General features: G+C 24.8%; 13 protein-coding genes and 2 pseudogenes. 9 read left to right on the forward strand and 6 right to left on the reverse strand.

The genetic code is table 11. The features are described 5' to 3' along the window. The first annotated feature begins 350 nt into the window (after positions 1 to 350). Positions 351 to 815, forward strand: a complete 465-nt coding sequence (locus CKV87_RS08605; protein ID WP_012147691.1) for a hypothetical protein — start codon at positions 351 to 353, stop codon at positions 813 to 815. A gap of 213 nt (positions 816 to 1,028) precedes the next feature. Here CKV87_RS08605 and CKV87_RS08610 read toward each other — a convergent pair whose 3' ends face one another. The 4 genes from CKV87_RS08610 to CKV87_RS11725 all read right to left on the reverse strand — a co-directional run bounded on the left by CKV87_RS08610 (position 1,029) and on the right by CKV87_RS11725 (position 3,234). After that, positions 1,029 to 1,310 (reverse strand): hypothetical protein, encoded by a 282-nt coding sequence (locus tag CKV87_RS08610; RefSeq protein ID WP_041644980.1) that lies wholly within the window; start codon positions 1,308 to 1,310, stop codon positions 1,029 to 1,031. A gap of 643 nt (positions 1,311 to 1,953) precedes the next feature. After that, the gene (locus CKV87_RS08615) at positions 1,954 to 2,322 is read right to left on the reverse strand and encodes a hypothetical protein (RefSeq protein WP_012147693.1); all 369 of its coding nucleotides are present in this window, start codon (positions 2,320 to 2,322) and stop codon (positions 1,954 to 1,956) included. Positions 2,323 to 2,335: 13 nt separating this feature from the next. Further along, positions 2,336 to 3,073 carry a L,D-transpeptidase gene (locus CKV87_RS08620; RefSeq protein WP_012147694.1) on the reverse strand — a complete coding sequence of 246 codons (738 nt, stop codon included), beginning with the start codon at positions 3,071 to 3,073 and terminating at the stop codon, positions 2,336 to 2,338. Continuing rightward, positions 3,070 to 3,234, reverse strand: coding sequence for a hypothetical protein (locus CKV87_RS11725; RefSeq protein ID WP_004509904.1), 165 nt, complete (start codon positions 3,232 to 3,234; stop codon positions 3,070 to 3,072). The genes CKV87_RS08620 and CKV87_RS11725 overlap by 4 nt, the downstream gene beginning before the upstream one ends. Positions 3,235 to 3,363: 129 nt before the next feature. Here CKV87_RS11725 and CKV87_RS08625 point away from each other — a divergent pair, with 129 nt between their 5' ends. Both CKV87_RS08625 and CKV87_RS08630 read left to right on the forward strand, forming a co-directional pair. Further along, on the forward strand, positions 3,364 to 4,515 hold the full coding sequence (locus CKV87_RS08625; RefSeq protein ID WP_012147695.1) for a trans-sulfuration enzyme family protein: 1,152 nt from the start codon (positions 3,364 to 3,366) through the stop codon (positions 4,513 to 4,515). Between the two features lies 1 nt (position 4,516). Beyond that, a complete protein-coding gene (locus tag CKV87_RS08630) occupies positions 4,517 to 6,013 on the forward strand; it encodes a PLP-dependent transferase (protein ID WP_012147696.1) in 1,497 nt (498 codons plus the stop codon). Between the two features lie 12 nt (positions 6,014 to 6,025). Here the strand turns inward: CKV87_RS08630 and CKV87_RS08635 are convergent, their stop codons facing one another. Then, the gene (locus tag CKV87_RS08635) at positions 6,026 to 6,691 is read right to left on the reverse strand and encodes a response regulator transcription factor (RefSeq protein WP_012147697.1); all 666 of its coding nucleotides are present in this window, start codon (positions 6,689 to 6,691) and stop codon (positions 6,026 to 6,028) included. Between the two features lie 88 nt (positions 6,692 to 6,779). Between CKV87_RS08635 and CKV87_RS11840 the strand changes: the two are divergent. From CKV87_RS11840 to CKV87_RS08660, 6 genes and pseudogenes are all read left to right on the forward strand, one after another. Next, positions 6,780 to 7,307, forward strand: a pseudogene (locus CKV87_RS11840) (MCP four helix bundle domain-containing protein); the annotation flags it as partial. Positions 7,308 to 7,874: 567 nt separating this feature from the next. After that, a pseudogene (locus tag CKV87_RS11845) lies at positions 7,875 to 8,786 on the forward strand (methyl-accepting chemotaxis protein); the annotation flags it as partial. 19 nt (positions 8,787 to 8,805) lie between these two features. Further along, a complete protein-coding gene (locus tag CKV87_RS08645; protein WP_012147698.1) occupies positions 8,806 to 9,399 on the forward strand; it encodes a hypothetical protein in 594 nt (197 codons plus the stop codon). Positions 9,400 to 9,415: 16 nt separating this feature from the next. Beyond that, a complete protein-coding gene (locus CKV87_RS08650) occupies positions 9,416 to 11,611 on the forward strand; it encodes a response regulator (protein WP_012147699.1) in 2,196 nt (731 codons plus the stop codon). Between the two features lie 139 nt (positions 11,612 to 11,750). Continuing rightward, positions 11,751 to 13,865 carry a methyl-accepting chemotaxis protein gene (locus CKV87_RS08655; RefSeq protein ID WP_012147700.1) on the forward strand — a complete coding sequence of 705 codons (2,115 nt, stop codon included), beginning with the start codon at positions 11,751 to 11,753 and terminating at the stop codon, positions 13,863 to 13,865. Between the two features lie 104 nt (positions 13,866 to 13,969). Next, positions 13,970 to 16,822, forward strand: coding sequence for an ABC transporter substrate-binding protein (locus CKV87_RS08660; RefSeq protein ID WP_012147701.1), 2,853 nt, complete (start codon positions 13,970 to 13,972; stop codon positions 16,820 to 16,822). 20 nt (positions 16,823 to 16,842) lie between these two features. Here the strand turns inward: CKV87_RS08660 and CKV87_RS08665 are convergent, their stop codons facing one another. Continuing rightward, positions 16,843 to 17,718 carry an AEC family transporter gene (locus CKV87_RS08665; protein ID WP_012147702.1) on the reverse strand — a complete coding sequence of 292 codons (876 nt, stop codon included), beginning with the start codon at positions 17,716 to 17,718 and terminating at the stop codon, positions 16,843 to 16,845. Positions 17,719 to 17,770 lie beyond the last annotated feature (52 nt).

The raw sequence follows: 17,770 nt of genomic DNA on the forward strand, positions 1-17,770 counted from the left end.
TAACTCTTCTTTACATTTTAATTTTTTGCTACACACCAGAAGAAAAACTTATTTATTCCCTTTCATTTAAAAATCTAAAAACACTTTGTTAGTTGTGCTTTTTCTCTCATTTCACTCTACTATATTATTTACTGATACTAAAATTAAATTCTTACAAATTTGAATTTTATTCTAAGTAAAAATCTAATCCTTACAATCTATAAAAAGCCCGACAACTAACGAAAGTGAAAAATTTTTGATTAAAGAAAAGAGATAAGTTTTTTTAATCTTCTTAAAAATTAAAAAAAGAAGATTAAGACAAACCCTCAAATCTTCAAAAATGAAAACTATTTTTTTTAAGGAAAGAAACAATGACAAGAGAACAAATTATGAATGAGTTTAAAGGTGTAGAGGGAATCAATGAAGCTAAAAAGATTTATAAAACATTAGCTAAAAAATTACATCCTGATGTTGGTGGTGATGAAGAAAGTTTTAAATTATTAAATGCAATCTATACTGATTTAATTGAACATAAAATCTATTTTTCAAATGATATTAAAATTGATATTGAATTAGAAAAAATCATTAGTTTAATTTTACATTTTGAAAATATAACTATTGAGCTTGTTGGTTCTTGGGTTTGGGTTAGTGGTGATACAAGAGAAATCAAAGAAAAACTTAAAGAGATTGGTTTTAAATGGGCATCTAAAAAAAGAATGTGGTATTTTGGAGAAATGAAATCTAAAAATCCAACTCCAAAATCAATAGATGAAATTAAGGCTAAATACGGAAGTGAAACTTTGAAAACTAAGGAGAAAAAAGAGATAGCAAGTTAGAAACTTGCTAGCATAAAAAAGCTAGAGTAGCTAATTCTAACCTTTTTAAATGAAGTATTTCTTTTGTTGTAATTGTTTATGTTATATCGGAATTAAACTTATAATTTATATTAAAATCGTGCACATTTCAATATAAAAATAAATAAACTTTATCAAATATGATGAAGCTTCCTATTCATTTATTTTTTATCTAGTTCAAATAATAAACTATCTCTATATTAGCCCTTCAATGGATTTAAGGGCACTTTTACTGAATGTATAAAAACCAGAATCTGAAATTCGATAATGTTGTTCTTTTTTCAATTTACTACCCTCCATTTTTATTTTCTTAGACAAAGTACTTTCACATATTTTTAACGCTTTTGCAGCCGCTTCGATACCTTTAATATTAAAATCGTCTGACAAGGTACTTTTGTCTTTTTTTGATAGAAGTAAATCTACCTTTTTTTCTAATCCTTTAATTGATACTTGAATTTCAAGAATCAATTCAATCATATTAGGATATTTTTCCATAATACAATTTAAGATATAGTTTTGGGTCTAAACTAGATTTGTTGTTTATAAAAAATTTTAAAGTTTATAGCTTACTCCTGAATTTACTTGATATAATCTTTAAATTCTCATTTTTCATTTCATTAGAACTATATAAAATTAAATTTACATAGTTCAGTTTCTATCGTATAAACTAACTTTTAGTTAGCTATTTTTATTTATAATTAAACATAATATTTAATTGTTCCATTTATTTAGTTATTACTAAATACTTTATTATTAATATTTTCTTCTTTGCTTAATATATAAGTATGCCTAAGAAAATTTTTTCCATTTATCTCAAAATATACTGAGGCAAAATACTAGCTATAATTGTATAAGTATATTATTGAGTCTTTTTGTTATACTTCTAGCTAAACTTATATTTCAAAATTTAGACTAAAATAATTATAAAAAATAATGGTAAATGAATAATTAATAATAATTAATTCAATCCCGCTTTTTAGAACCGAATTAAATTTCTCATAGGGTATAAATAAGGTATAATAGGCATCAAAAAACAAACCTTAAAGTAACATATAAAGCCTATATAATAGATATTTATAAGATTTTAACTAATAAATCCCGCACATCTCCACCAATGAAATTACAACTTTTTAATAAATCTTCTTTCTATTTCTATATCACTTAAATTTGCATTATTTTCATCTAAGAAACCAAAAAAATATTTTTCATTTTTATATAAAACTTCAATTATCAAAATATTATCTTCTTTATGATTTTCTGCAAATTTTTCTATTGTATTTATTGCTTCATTTTTCCAATATTTTTCGATTTCTGCATTGTTTCCTGCATCAAAAAACATACAATCTTCACACATAGAAAATAGATAATTTCCTGCACCTTCATAAATTTCAAATGAACTATCATCATTATCCAATTTTTCATTTGTAAAAGGACAAAAAAGGGCAAATCTTCCACCTAAATTTTCTGCATTTAATTCAATTTTTTTCATAATCATTCCTTACTTATTTTAATACGACTTTTATATCATCCATACTTTTAAAATCTATAAATTCATTTAATAACCCTACAAGTTCGACAACTTCACTATTTTTCATTCTTATACAACCGCTTGATTCATAACTTCCGATTGTTTTTTCATTGATTGTTCCATGTATTCTAAAAGTCTCTTTTCCATCAACTTTATGAGTTAAATTTATTTTTGCACTTCCCATATAGTTTAGTTTATCACCTGCTTTTACAATTTTTGGTAAATCAATACCTCTTTTTTTGAAACTTTCTATTGTATCAACAGTTGGATACCAAACAGGATTTAGTGTGATTGAAGTTATCTGTCCAACACCTAAAGGTTTTTTAATATCTTTTTTTGCTGTTGAAACTTTATATGTTTTTAGATTTTCAATTTTTTTATCATATTTTGCATTTACTTTCATCAAATTTTTTGAAGAATCAACTTCGATTATTAAACTATCATAAGCTCCCATAGGTGATAATAAATTATCCACTTTTTTAAAAGTAGAAAGTTTTGGAGTATATCTAGTTATATCTTTTGTTCCAATAACTGAAAAATCTTCAAAGAATTTTTCTTCATCAAAAGAGATTTTTTTTAAATTTATCTGTTCTTTTAGATAATTTGAAGTTTTTATTAAAAACTCTTTTACTACAAAAACTGAATCTTTTTCATTATTTGCATATAAATAACTAGAAAAAATAATAAAAAATAGAAAAATATTTTTTATCATTCTGTTGCTTCGTGAATTGATTTTTTTACAGAATGATAAACATCACTTGAAGTATCTTTTGTAGCTTCCCAAGCTCTATTGCTATCTTGTTTTATTCCAGTCCAAGTTGCACAACCTTGAAAAAAAACTATAAGAATAGTTAATAACATAAATTTTATCATTGCTTAACTCTCTTTTTAAATGAAATTATACTTGTATTTATAACATTTTTTAAAATAGAAAGAAATTAAGGATTTTAGGCATTTCATTAATTGGATTTTGGTACAATTGCCAAAAAAATTAGGATTATTATGAGTGAACAAATAGAAACAACATTAAGCCATATTTCAAAATTTGCACCTTTTGAGGATATTTATGGAGCATCACATTTTCCTATATATAATACGGGAACTTTTGATTTAAAAAAGCAAAAAGGTGAAAAAATCTATGATTATACAAGAAGTGACAATCCTACAAGAGAAACTTTAGAAAATCTTTTTACTTATGTTGAAAAAGGCGCTGGTTGCGTTTGTACACATACAGGAATTGCAGCTGTTTCACTTCTATTTGAAACTGTTCTAAAAGCAAATGCTTCTGTTTTAGTCGAAGCTGATTGTTACGGTGGAACATTTAGACTTCTTAAAGTTTTTAAAGAAAAGTATAATATTCAAGTTCATTTTGCAAATTTTTGTGATGAAGATATGGTTGAACATATTTTAAAAACTCATAATATTGACTTAGTTTTATGTGAAAGTCCTACAAATCCTGGATTAAAAATCATTGATTTAGAAAAAATAGCAACAATATCACATAAATATAACTCTTTATTTGCTGTTGATAATTCACTTGCAACTTTTATAAGCCAAAAACCACTTGAACTTGGAGCTGATTTTTCACTATTTTCTACTACAAAATATATAAGTGGTCACGGTAGCGTAGTTGCAGGTGCAATAGTTGCTAAAACAAAAGAGTTAAGTCAACAAATTCATTATTATGCAAATGCTTTAGGAAGAAGTCAAAATCCATTTGATGTATTTTTAATAAGTCTTGGTATTCCAACACTAAAAGTTAGAATGAAAGAACATCAAGAAAACTCTATAGAAATTGCAAAATTTTTAGAAAAACAAGAATATATAATAAAAGTTACGCACCCTGCACTTCCATCTCATCCACAATATGAGTTAGCAAAAAAACAAATGGCATTTATTCCTGGAGTTTTTTGTGTAGATTTTAAAAGTGTTGAATTAGCAGAAAAGTTCATAGAAAAAACAAAACTTTTTGGTGAAAAATGCTCTTTTGGAAGTCCTGATAGTAGAGTTGAAATTCCTGCAAAAATTTCTCATGCAAGTTTTTCAAAAGAAGAGTTAAAAGCTATTGGAATAAGTGATAGTACAGTTAGATTTTCTATTGGTTTAGAAAATGTACAAGATTTAATAAAAGATATAGAACAAGCAGTAAGATAAGATGAATAAAACAATTTTTAATCCCATTCCTTGTGGGCAAACTTTACCTTTAAACAATATTCACGCAGTTTCGGTTAGTATGCCAAACTTACAAGATGTGATTGATTATGAAGAACAAACGCCTGAAATTTTAGAAAAAATCACAACGGCATATCCTAGATTTATCATTCATCCTTATTTAAAACTTTTGGCTAATTATTTAAAAGAAAAGTACGAAGTTTGTGACAACTATGAAATAATCCTTTTAAGTTCACAAAAAGCAGTAAAAGCTGTAAGTTGCAGATATTTTATACATAATAAATTTGAATTCGATGAACCTTTTGGAGTTATAAAAGTTTTAAAAGGAAGACAATATCAAAAAGTTTTAAAGTTTATTCAACATCTTGGATATAACTTATCTTCGAGATTGGCACAAGATTATTTATATAAAATTGGAGTTATTTCAAAACTTCACGAGGAAGAACTAGAAAATGAATCAAAAGCGAAAGAAATTCTAGTTTCAAGTCTATCAAAAGCATATAAACAACCAGAAAAAAATATCTGTTTAAATCCATCTGGAATGAATGCAATGTATTGCGTTTTAAAAGGAATCAAAAATATCCAAGCTAGAAATGGAAGAACTATTTTGGTACAACTAGGTTGGTTATATCTTGATACTATGAATATAGTAAATCACTATTTTGAAGAGAGTAAAATTTTCTATGATATTACAAAATTAGATTTGCTTGAAGAGTTTTTAAAAAAAGATGGATTGAGTGTATCTGCAATAGTTACTGAAATTCCTACAAATCCACTAGTACAAACTGTTGATTTAGAAAAACTGAAAACTCTTTGTGATACTTATAATATTCCTTTAGTTATTGATTCTACTTTTGCAACTCCATATAACTTGGATTTAAATCCTTATGCTGATATTTATGTAGAATCTTTGACAAAATTTGCCTGTGGAAATGCTGATGTTCTGATGGGAGCAGTCATTTTAAATCAAAATTCAAAAATTTCACATATCTCTTATGAGTTTTTCAAACATGCTGATGAACCATATATAAAAGATATTCAAAGAATTGCTTTTCAAATAAAAAATTATGAAAAAAGAGTGAAAAAAATAAGTCAAAATACAAAACAATTAGCTTCTTATTTAGAAAATGCACCATTTATAGACAAAGTTTTTTATTGTTTAAGTCCAAATTATAAAGAAAATTACGAAAAACTTATGATTGATGATAATAGTTTATGTGGAATAATCTCAATAACATTTAAAAAAGATTTTCAAAAAGTTTATGATAGTTTAAACTTTCCAAAAGGTCCAAGTTTGGGAACTGAATTTACACTTTTGATGCCATATACTTATCTTGCACATTATGATTTAATCTCAAGTGAAAATGGCAAAGAGTTTTTAAAACAGATAAATCTTCCAATAGAACTTTTAAGAATTTCAGTAGGAATAGAACCAATAGAAGAGATAATAAAAGAGTTTGAAAAGATAAATCAAATCTAATTTATTTATCTTCTAAAAAACTAACTTATACCCTACTCCATACTCTGTTAGAAGATATTTTGGATTTGCTCCATTATCTCCTAGTTTTATTCTAATATTTTTAATGTGATAGTCTAAACTTCTATCACTTTGAATAATCGAAGATAAAAAATCTAATAATTTTTCTCTTTTTACTATTTGATTTTTATGTTTTATTAAAAAAGACAAAATCTCAAACTCTGTTTTTGTCAATTTTAAAGGTTCTTCATTAAATGAAATTACATTATCATTTATTTCAAACGATGATTTCTTTGTAGCATTTGATATAAAATTGGAACTATTTTTTAGTTGAACCCAAATTCTAGCTTCTAACTCTTCAGGATCAATTGGTTTAACCATATAATCATTTGCACCCAATTTAAAAGCTTGAAGTTTTGTATTTTTATCTGAATAGGCACTTAAAACTAAAATAGGAATATTTTTTTTATTTTTATTTACAAATTTTAATACTTCAAAACCATTAAAATCTGGTAAGTTTATATCTAATAAAATAATAGAGTATTTATTAAAATTTATGTTAGAAATAGCATCAGTAACTGTGTTCACAATATCGACTATAAAGTCAAATTCTTCTAAAAAATTACTGATTAACAAAGCACTATTATCGTCATCTTCTACTAATAAAATTTTGTATTCCATTTTTATTTCCCTCTGATTCCTCAGATTTTACTATTACTTTGCTTACATTCTAATATTACAATTACGTAATCAATTTAGGAGATAAGAGATGTTACAAAATCTAAAAACAAAAGCGAAGTTATCAATACTTTCTTTTATAGCCTTATTAGCAATATTAATATTAGGAATATTAGGTACAGTTCAATTAAAACAAGTAAATAATGGATTAGTAAGAGTATATAATGATAGAGTTCTTCCATTAGAACAATTAAAAATTATTGCAGATGAATATGCAGTTAATATAGTTGATACAACACACCAAACAAGAAATGGAAATTTTAATTTTGATAAATGTGTTTCAAATATTGATGAAGCTCAAACTAAAATTAAATTAAATTTAGAAAAATACTTATCAACAGAGTTAACAAAAGAGGAGAAAGTTTTAGTTGATAGCTTAAAATCATTTGTAGCAAAAGGTGATGAAGTAACAAATAAAATAAAACAATCATGTAAAAATAAAGATATAGATAGTATCACAAAAATAACAATAGAAGAACTTTATCCAAATATTGATCCAATTAGTGAAAAAGTATCAGAATTAATAAAACTTCAACTAGATGTTGCAAAAAATGAAACTGATGTTGCAGCAGAGATTTACTCTTCAAGTAAAACAACTATAATCTTAACAATTGTCATTTCATTTGTAGTTCTTACTCTTTTATCATATTCAATTATCTCAGATATTATTAAAAAATTAGATAAAGTAAAAACAGAATTACTTAACTTCTTCTCATTCTTAAATAAAGAGAAAAATGATGTAACTTTACTAGATATAAACTCAAAAGATGAGTTTGGAGAGATGGCAATAGTTATAAATGAGAATATTGCAAAAACTAAAAAATTAATAGAAGAAGATGTAGCATTAATAGAAGATGCAAAAGTAGTAATGAGTAGAGTAAATAATGGATGGTATGGACAGTTTATAGAGAAATCAACTTCAAATGCTTCATTAGAAGAGTTTAAAAATAATGTAAATAAAATGATAGATAATACAAAAAATAGATTTGTACATGTAAATGAAGTATTAACTAGTTATTCTAAAAATAATTTTATACCAGTTTTAAAAATGGAAGCAAATGATGAAAGAGGTGGAGTATTTGAAACTTTAGTAAATGGATTAAATACTTTACAACAAACATTGACACAAATGCTAGTAGAGAATAAAACAAATGGATTAACATTGGATAAAAGCTCAAATGTATTATTAGCAAATGTAGATAAATTAAACCTAAGCTCAAATGAAGCAGCAGCAAGTTTAGAAGAGACAGCAGCAGCATTAGAAGAAGTAACTTCAAATGTAAGAAATAATACACAAAATATAGCACAAATGGCAAAACTATCAACAGAAGTAACAGCTTCTGCAAGTCAAGGTGAGAAATTAGCAAATGAAACAACAGTTGCTATGGATGAAATAAATAATCAAGTTAATTTGATTAATGAAGCAATAGGTGTTATTGATAATATAGCATTCCAAACAAATATCCTTTCTTTAAACGCAGCTGTTGAAGCAGCAACAGCAGGTGAAGCAGGAAAAGGATTTGCAGTTGTTGCAGGAGAAGTAAGAAATCTAGCATCTAGGAGCGCTGAAGCAGCAAGAGAAATAAAAACAATAGTTGAAAATGCAACAAGTAAAGCAAATCAAGGTAAAAGTATCGCAACAAATATGATAGAAGGATATAAAGAGTTAAATCAAAATATTTCTCAAACAATAAGCTTGATAAGTGATATACAAAACGCAAGTAAAGAACAATTGCTTGGAATTGAACAAATAAATGATGCAGTAACACAATTAGATAGACAAACACAACAAAATGCAATGATAGCAAGTCAAACACATGATGTAGCATTGATAACAGATGAGATATCAAAACTAATAGTAAGTGATGCAGATTCAAAAGAGTTTGTTGGTAAACATGATGTTAAAGCTAAAAATGTAAATGTTGGAACTAATAATAAACAAATACATGAAGTAGAGAAAAGAACTGTAACACCAACAAAAAAAGATACAAAAGTAGTATCATCTAAAACTAACGACAATGAATGGGAAAGCTTTTAGGCTTTAGGTGGTTAAACATATGAAAACTTGTAAAAATAGAATCAAACCTCTTTTGTTAAGAGACATAAAAACAGAAGCATTGCTTGTTTTTATAAGAACAACTTTGGAAGATTATTTTAGACAAATTGAAGAATCTAATTCTCATTTTGAATTAGGTTCAAAAGAAGATAGCGAATTTGTTTTCAATGAATTAAAAAAACTATTAGAAAAATTACAAGATACAGTAATAAACTCTTCTTATTTAAGAAGTTTAATGGAAACTGCTTCAAGACATCCTTCTTTAAAACTTCTTGCAAAAAAGGAAGAACCTTTGATTGTTTATTATAACTCTTTAGTAAAAACAATCGAAAGATTACTCACAAATGGAAGTTCATGGATACCAGAATTAATAGTAATTGCACTTTTGAGTGAATGGATAATAGAAGAAGAAAAATCAACTTTTTTCTATCCATTTTTAAAAGATTTAGATTATATTGATTTGATTAGTAGATATGATAATGCAAAAATAGGATTAGATAAAGACAAAAGAGAAATTGTACTTAATATGTATAAAATCTCTTCAAGTTTAGTTGAAAAACTTAAAAATACAAAATTCAAAGTAAGAAAAAAATAAAAATCAAGGTTCATTAATGAATAATTCTGATTGTTTTGACAAATTCAATTTTATAGCGAATAGTTATAATATCTTAATCATTGAAGATTCAACATCAATGATTAAAATTATAGATAATATTTTTCAAAAAAATGGATTTAATACTTTTTTGAGCCTTACACTAGAAAATGCAAGAAAAATAATAACTTCAAATCATATTGATTATATAATTTTAGATATAAATCTTCCTGATGGAAATGGATATGAGATAATAAAAGAACTATCTAGCTCTATAAAAATTATAGTTTTAACTTCACAAACAGATTCACAGTTAAGAGAAGCCTCTTATCAAAAAGGAGTGATTGATTTTATAAATAAAGATAAAAACTTTTTATATAAAATTTCAGAAATACCAAACTTAATAAAACAATTAGAAAAAAATAGAACAAAAACTATTTTAATTGTAGAAGATTCTTTTATTGTTAGAGAACAATTAAAAGATATATTAACTAATAGAAACTATAAAGTCTTAGAAGCAAAAGATGAAAATGATGCCTTAAAGATAGTAACTTTAAATAAAATAGACTTAATATTATTAGATTTAGAGCTTGAGAAATCAAATGGTTATGATTTTTTGATAAAAAATAAAAAATTAATTTTAGAACAATTAAATATCAAAGTTGTAATCATTACAGGAAATATTTCACCAACTATTATTAGAGATTCTTTTAGATTAGGTGTAAAAGAAATTATAAAAAAACCCTTTATGATTGAAGAATTGGTATTAAAAACTGACATTTTGATGAATAATAAAGATGTTGAAGATGAAATCGTTTATAAAACTCATTTACTAAATCAATATAAAAATACAGTAGATAGAAGTGCAATTGTTTCAAAAACAAATGAAAAAGGAATAATAACTTATGTAAATGAAGCCTTTTGTAATATTTCAGGTTATTCACAAAATGAGTTATTAGGAAAATCACATAATATTGTAAGACATGAAGATATGGATTCTTTAATATTTAAAGAGATGTGGCATACAATTAAAATTTTAAAACAATCTTGGAGTGGTATTGTAAAAAACAAAAAAAAAGATGGAAATCCTTATTGGGTTCAAACAATAATAAATCCTATTTTAGATGAGAATGGAAATATTTTAGAATTTATAGGAATAAGAACTGATATAACTGAAATTGAAAAAACAAAAGAGTATTTAAAAAATCAATTTGATATTTCACAAAATAATTTTCAAGAAGTAATGAACCTTTCAAAACTATATAGAAATGCAATTGAAAGAAGTAATATTATTCTTAGAGTAAATGCAAATAAAATCATTACTTATGCAAATGAACAATTTTACAAAATAAGTGGTTTTACAAAAGAAGAGTTAATAGGTACTCATTATGATTCTTTGAAAATCTCAGATTCAAATATCAATTCAAACATAGAAAACATGTGGCAAACAATATCAAATGGAGAAATTTGGGAAGGTCAAATAAGTAATATTTTTAAAGACAATAAAACTTATCACTTTTTAGCAACAATAGTTCCAATAGTAAATTTGAATGGTCAAGTTTTAGAATATATGGGTATTAGAAAAGATATTACGGATGTAATTGAACTTCATAAAGAAATAGAAGAAACCCAAAAAGAAATTATTTATAAAATGGGAGAAATAGCAGAAAGTAGAAGTAATGAAACAGGAAATCATGTAAAAAGAGTTGCAGAATATTCAAAACTTTTAGCACTGTTGTATGGTTTAGATGAAAAAGAATCTGATACTTTATTTACAGCAAGTCCAATGCATGATATAGGAAAAGTTGGTGTTCCTGACTCTATTTTAAATAAAGCTGGGAAATTAGATGAAAATGAATACAAAATGATGAAAAAGCATTGTGTTATAGGATATAACATACTAAAAAACTCAAAAAGAGAGATTTTAAAAGCAGCAGCAATAGTAGCAATGCAACATCATGAAAAATGGGATGGAAGTGGATATCCTAGAGGTTTAAAAGAAGAAGAAATACATATTTATGGAAGAATCACAGCAGTAGCAGATGTATTTGATGCTCTAGGAAGCCATAGATGTTATAAAGAAGCATGGGAAGATGAAAAAATATTTGAATTATTTAGAAATGAAAAAGGCAAACATTTTGATCCAAAACTTGTAGATTTATTCTTTGATAATATAGATAAATTCATAGAAATAAAAAACAAATATAAAGATTAAAACTCGGATTCCTCAGATTTTGCTATTACTTTGCTTACATTTTAATATTATAATTTCACTAAGATATTTATAAATTCCATTATTTATATTGGAATTCAAATTAAATGTATAAATCAAAACTTAAAATAAGGATATTTAAATGAGAGTAAAAATTAAATTAAATTTAATTTTATCTTTGGTGATTGCTTCAATTATACTTTTTATAATATTATTGAATATAGTTAGCAATAATCTAAATGATTATAATAAAATGGAAATCTTGCATAAAGAATTAGATTCACATCTATTAGAGTTAAGAAAAGATGAAAAAGACTTTTTTATCAGATTAGACTTAAAATATATTGATAGTTTCAATAAATTAGTTACAGAAAATCAAGTTTATATTGAAGAGTTAGATTCTTTACTAAAAAATTATAATTTGGATATTGCGCAACTACAAGAATACAATAATTTAATCACTTTATATAAAGATACTTTCAATAAATTTAGTGCAAAACAAAATGAAATAGGTTTAACTCCAGAAAGTGGCTTATATGGTGAACTGAGAAAAAGTGTACATAATATAGAAAATTTTGCAGAAAAATCAGGAAATTATGAACTTTTATCTACTATTTATAATTTAAGAAAACAAGAAAAAGATTTTATGTTAAGAAGAAATTTAAAATATGTAGATAATTTTAAATCAGTAGTAGAATCATTAATTAATGATTCTAAATACAGTTCAAACAAAAAAGATTTAGAAAATTATAAAGATAAATTCCTTAAGTTAGTAAGCGCAGAAATGGAAAAAGGTCTAACTCATAATGATGGTTTACAACTAGAAATTAGACAAATTGTAGAAAAAGTTAGTAATTCAAATAATTCTTTAGGAGAAAAATTAGCTTTATTAATAGAAGAGAAAATATCTTTTTTTAATAAGTTAATCTATGTAATACTTTGTATTTTTGCAATTATTATGATCTTTATTATTTATTTTACTTCTAAACAAATTAATAATTCTCTTATGAACTTCAAAGAAGGATTGTTAAAATTCTTTGCATACCTAAATCGAGAATCAACAAAAGTAGAATTAATAAATCTGGATTCAAAAGATGAGTTTGGAGAGATGGCAAAAGTAGTAAACCACAATATAGAAAGAACACAAAAAGGGATAGAAGAAGATAGAAAACTAATAGATGAAGCAATATCAGTATTAGGAGAATTTGAACAAGGAGATTTATCTCAAAGATTAAATATTAGTGTTAATAATCCAGCTTTAACTCAATTAAAAGAAGTTCTAAATAAAATGGCTTCTAATTTAGAAAATAATATAGCTGGTGTACTAAAAGTATTAGAACAATACTCTAATTATAATTACTTAAATAAAATAGACCAAAAAGGTTTAAAAGAACATCTTCTAAAATTATCAAATGGTGTAAATACTTTGGGTGATTCAATAACACAAATGCTAGTAGAGAATAAAACAAATGGATTGACTTTGGATAAAAGCTCAAATGTATTATTAGCAAATGTAGATAAATTAAACCTAAGCTCGAATGAAGCAGCAGCATCTTTAGAAGAGACAGCAGCAGCATTAGAAGAAGTAACTTCAAATGTAAGAAATAATACACAAAATATAGCACAAATGGCAAAACTATCAACAGAAGTAACAGCTTCAGCAAGTCAAGGTGAGAAATTGGCAAATGAAACAACAGTTGCTATGGATGAAATAAATAATCAAGTTAATTTGATTAATGAAGCAATAGGTGTAATCGATAATATAGCATTCCAAACAAATATCCTTTCTTTAAATGCAGCTGTAGAAGCAGCAACTGCTGGAGAAGCAGGAAAAGGATTTGCAGTTGTTGCAGGAGAAGTAAGAAATCTAGCATCTAGGAGCGCAGAAGCAGCAAGAGAAATAAAAACAATAGTTGAAAATGCAACAAGTAAAGCAAATCAAGGTAAAAGTATCGCAACAAATATGATAGAAGGATATAAAGAGTTAAATCAAAATATTTCTCAAACAATAAGCTTGATAAGTGATATACAAAACGCAAGTAAAGAACAATTACTAGGAATTGAACAAATAAATGATGCAGTAACACAATTAGATAGACAAACACAACAAAATGCGATGATAGCAAGTCAAACACATGATGTAGCATTGATAACAGATGAGATATCAAAACTAATAGTAAGTGATGCAGATGCAAAAGAGTTTGTTGGTAAACATGATGTAAAAGCGAAATCTTTAAAAAAAGATTCAAAAAAATGATTCTAAATTTATAAAGTTAAAATATATAAATAGTTTATATCAATAAAAAATAACTATAAATTTTTAGATAGAATAGAAAATTAAAAAGAGTATAAAGGAATTTCTTGAAAAAAATATCTCTGTTATTATTACTAATTTCTTTTTTATATTCGAATGAACTAACTCCTATTTCAGTCCAGTTAAAATGGAAACATCAATTTCAATTTGCTGGATTTTATGTAGCAAAAGAGTTAGGAATATATGAAAAATACGGTTTAGATGTAAGTTTCAAAGAGTTTGATGGAAAAAACAATCCACTAAACACAGTATTAAATAATGAAAATAATTTTGGAATAGATGACTCTTCTTTAATCTATCAAAAATTAAATGGAGCAGATGTAGTAGCAGTTTTTTCTATTTTTAAATCTTCTCCTATTGCTTTATTCAGTCAAAAAGAGTTAGATACTTTAACTTCTTTAAAAAATAAAAATATAGAATTTTCAACAAATGACATTTCAAATATTTCAATAAATGCTATATTGAGAAGTCAGAATATTCATGTAAACTCAAAAGAGCATAGTTTTTATTCAGATAGTTTTATAAAGAAAAAATCAGATGCAATTATTGGATATTTATCTAATGAATACTATATTCTAGAAAAAGAAAATGTTAAATATAATATTTTCATTCCAAAAGATTATGGATTTGATTTTTATGGTGATATGCTTTATACTTCATCTGAGTTTGCTAAACAAAACCCTAAGATTATAAAAGATTTTATTGAAGCAACAAAAGAGGGTTGGATTTATGCTTTTAATAATATTCCGTTTAGTATTGATTTAATTTATAAAAAATATAACTCTCAAAAAAAATCAAAAGAAGCCCTAAATTATGAAGCAAATAGTTTAAAATCTTTTAGTAGTTATTCTAAAAAAGATTTTGGAAGCTTTGATAAATCAAAGATTAAAGAAATAGCAAACACTATATCATTAATTTATCCACAAAAATTCAAAAATATAAATTTAGATGATTTTATTTGGAATGAACAAGAAGCATTAACTGATTTTTATAAAAATAATTACCTAAAAGAAAATAATGAGTTTACAGTTTGTGTTCAAGATAGTGCTTTTCCAATAGATGGAATAGATAAAAACAATCAACTAATAGGAATATCAGGAGAAATCTTAAATAGTATTGCACAAAAATTTGAATTTACTCTAAAACCAATAAAAAATGACAATTACAAAGAGAATATTCAAAATGTTTTAGATGACAAATGTGATATTGTAACTATAATCGCTGAAGATTCTTATGATTATTATAAAACAATGGATAGAAGCAATTTTTATTTAAAATCAAATTTAGCAATTATTACAAAAATAAACAAACCTTTTATTGAAAATAATATTCTTGAAAATAAAAAATTTGTTACAAGATATAGTGTATTTAAAAACTATTTAGATTCTAACTTTTTAGGAACAAATGTATCTGTCGAAAATGACTTAAATAAAATTATTTATATGCTAAAAAATGATCAAGTAGATGGTTTTATAACAGATAATATAACAGTTGATAGGTTGATTCAAAAGTTTGGATATGGTGAATTTAAAATATCAGGTCTTTTAAATCATATAAAACCAATAAAAGGTGCTTTTGCTGTTAAAAAAACTAAACCTGAGTTAAAAGAGATTATAAATCTTGGTTTAGAGGATTTTTCACAAGAAGATATAAAATTAATTGAAGAAAAATACAAAGTTACAAGATATACTGAAGTTATCAATGAACATTTAATTTGGGAAATATTTTATATATTTTTGTTTATCTTAATCGTTATTTTATTTTTTGTTATTTTTTTAAAAGTAAAAAATGATGAGTTAAATGAATGGCTTGATTCAGCAATTGAAGGAATTAGTTTATTTGAAAATGGAAAACTTCTAAAAGCAAATAAACAATTTTTAGAGATTTTAGGTTATCAAAATTTTAAAGAAATAGAAAATAAAACCTATTTTGATTTTATTCCACAAAAAGATTATCATATATTAAAAGAAAGATTAAAAAATGATCAAGAACCTTATGAATTAAGTTTTTTAAAAAAAGATGGTTCAATAGTTGATGGCTTAGTAAAAGGTCATAATATAAAAGGTTCAAACAAAAGAATTAGTACAATTATTGATATTAGTGAATTAAAAAATACTCAAAGAAAATTAGCTGAGTTAAATTTACATTTAGAAGAGCGAATAAAAGAGGAATTACAAAAAAATCATGAACAAAGAGCAATTATGTTCCAACAAGCAAAACTTGCTGAAATGGGCTCAATGATGAATATGATTGCACATCAATGGAGACAACCTTTAAATAATATTTCACTAATAGTAAATACTATCATCATAAAACAAAAAAAGGATAATTTAACAACTGAAACTTTAGATAATCTAAAAACAAATTTTAAACAACAAATAGATTATTTATCAAATACAATAGATGACTTTCAAAACTTCTTTAAACCAAAAAAAGACAAAGAGGTTTTTTCTTTAAAAGAAGCTATCCTTTCTACTCATAATCTGATTGAACCTATATTTAAATCAAATCAAATCAAATTTAATTTGAATTCAAATAAACCTATTGATTATTATGGTTATAAAAGTGAACTAAATCAAGTTATATTAACTATTTTTAATAATTCAGTTGATGCATTTAAAGAAAATGACTCTTCAAATAAAACAGTTGATGTTATATTAGAAGAGCATGAAAAAACTTTAATAATTAAAATAAAAGATAATGCAGGTGGAGTAAAAGAAGAAATTTTAGGAAAAATATTTGATTTATATTTTTCAACAAAAACGAAAAAGAATGGTACAGGATTAGGACTTTATATAAGTAAAACTATTATAAATCGACATTTTAAAGGTGAAATAAAAGCTTCAAATGTAGATAATGGACTTGAAATAACTATAAGCCTTCCGAAAACTAACATTTAAAACTTTATAATCTATGTAATTTATCCTATTACATAGATTATTACAGGAAGTAAAAATAAAATTGCTATTGTACTTGAAGCTGTCATAACCGCAATTTCATCTGAAGGTCCATTAAATCTTAAAGCAAAAAGATAACTTGTAGTTGCAATTGGCATAGAGTATTGAATTAATAAAGTATAAATTAAAACTGGTTCAAAATTTCCAAAATAAAAAATAGTATAAACAACTAAAAATCCTAAAATTACTCGCACTACTCCCATTCTAACTGCTTTTATATTCTGCCCTATTTTTATACCAACAAGCGATGAACCAAAAGCTATAAGTAATAAAGGAATTACTATTCCTCCTAACATTTTACATACATCTTCTATTATAAAAGGAACTTGAGTATTTGTTCCTTTAAAAGCAAGTGCAAGAACTAAAGCATATAAAACAGGTGTTTGTAAAGCTTTTTTTAGATTTAAAGAACTATTTGAAAGCCATAACCCAATAGTAAAATGATAAATATTTATTAAAACTGAAAAAGTAATTGCATAAACAAATGCAGTTTGTCCCAACAATACATAAACAATAGGAATTCCTAAACCACCAGTATTTGGGAAAATAAAACTTTGTAAAAATGGTCTTATTGGTTTATTTTCAAATTTCAAATAAGCTATTGTTAGAATAGTACAAATAGCAATAATTATCGTTCCATAAATTAAAATTGTTATTATATTTTCGCTAGTTAAATCTTTATTATTTATTGAAGCTATTAAAAGAGCTGGTGTTCCTAGATTCATAATTAAAGAACTAATCATATCTTTATCAAAAGGTAACTCTTTTTTCTTCCAATAGTAACCAATAATTATTAGTATTACAATTGGCATAAGTTTATTAAACAGCAGTTCTATCAAATAAAATCCTTTATAGTTTTTATAACTATAAACAATTTATAACATAATGTCA

It is taken from the genome of Aliarcobacter butzleri, assembly GCF_900187115.1.
Lineage (GTDB): Bacteria > Campylobacterota > Campylobacteria > Campylobacterales > Arcobacteraceae > Aliarcobacter > Aliarcobacter butzleri.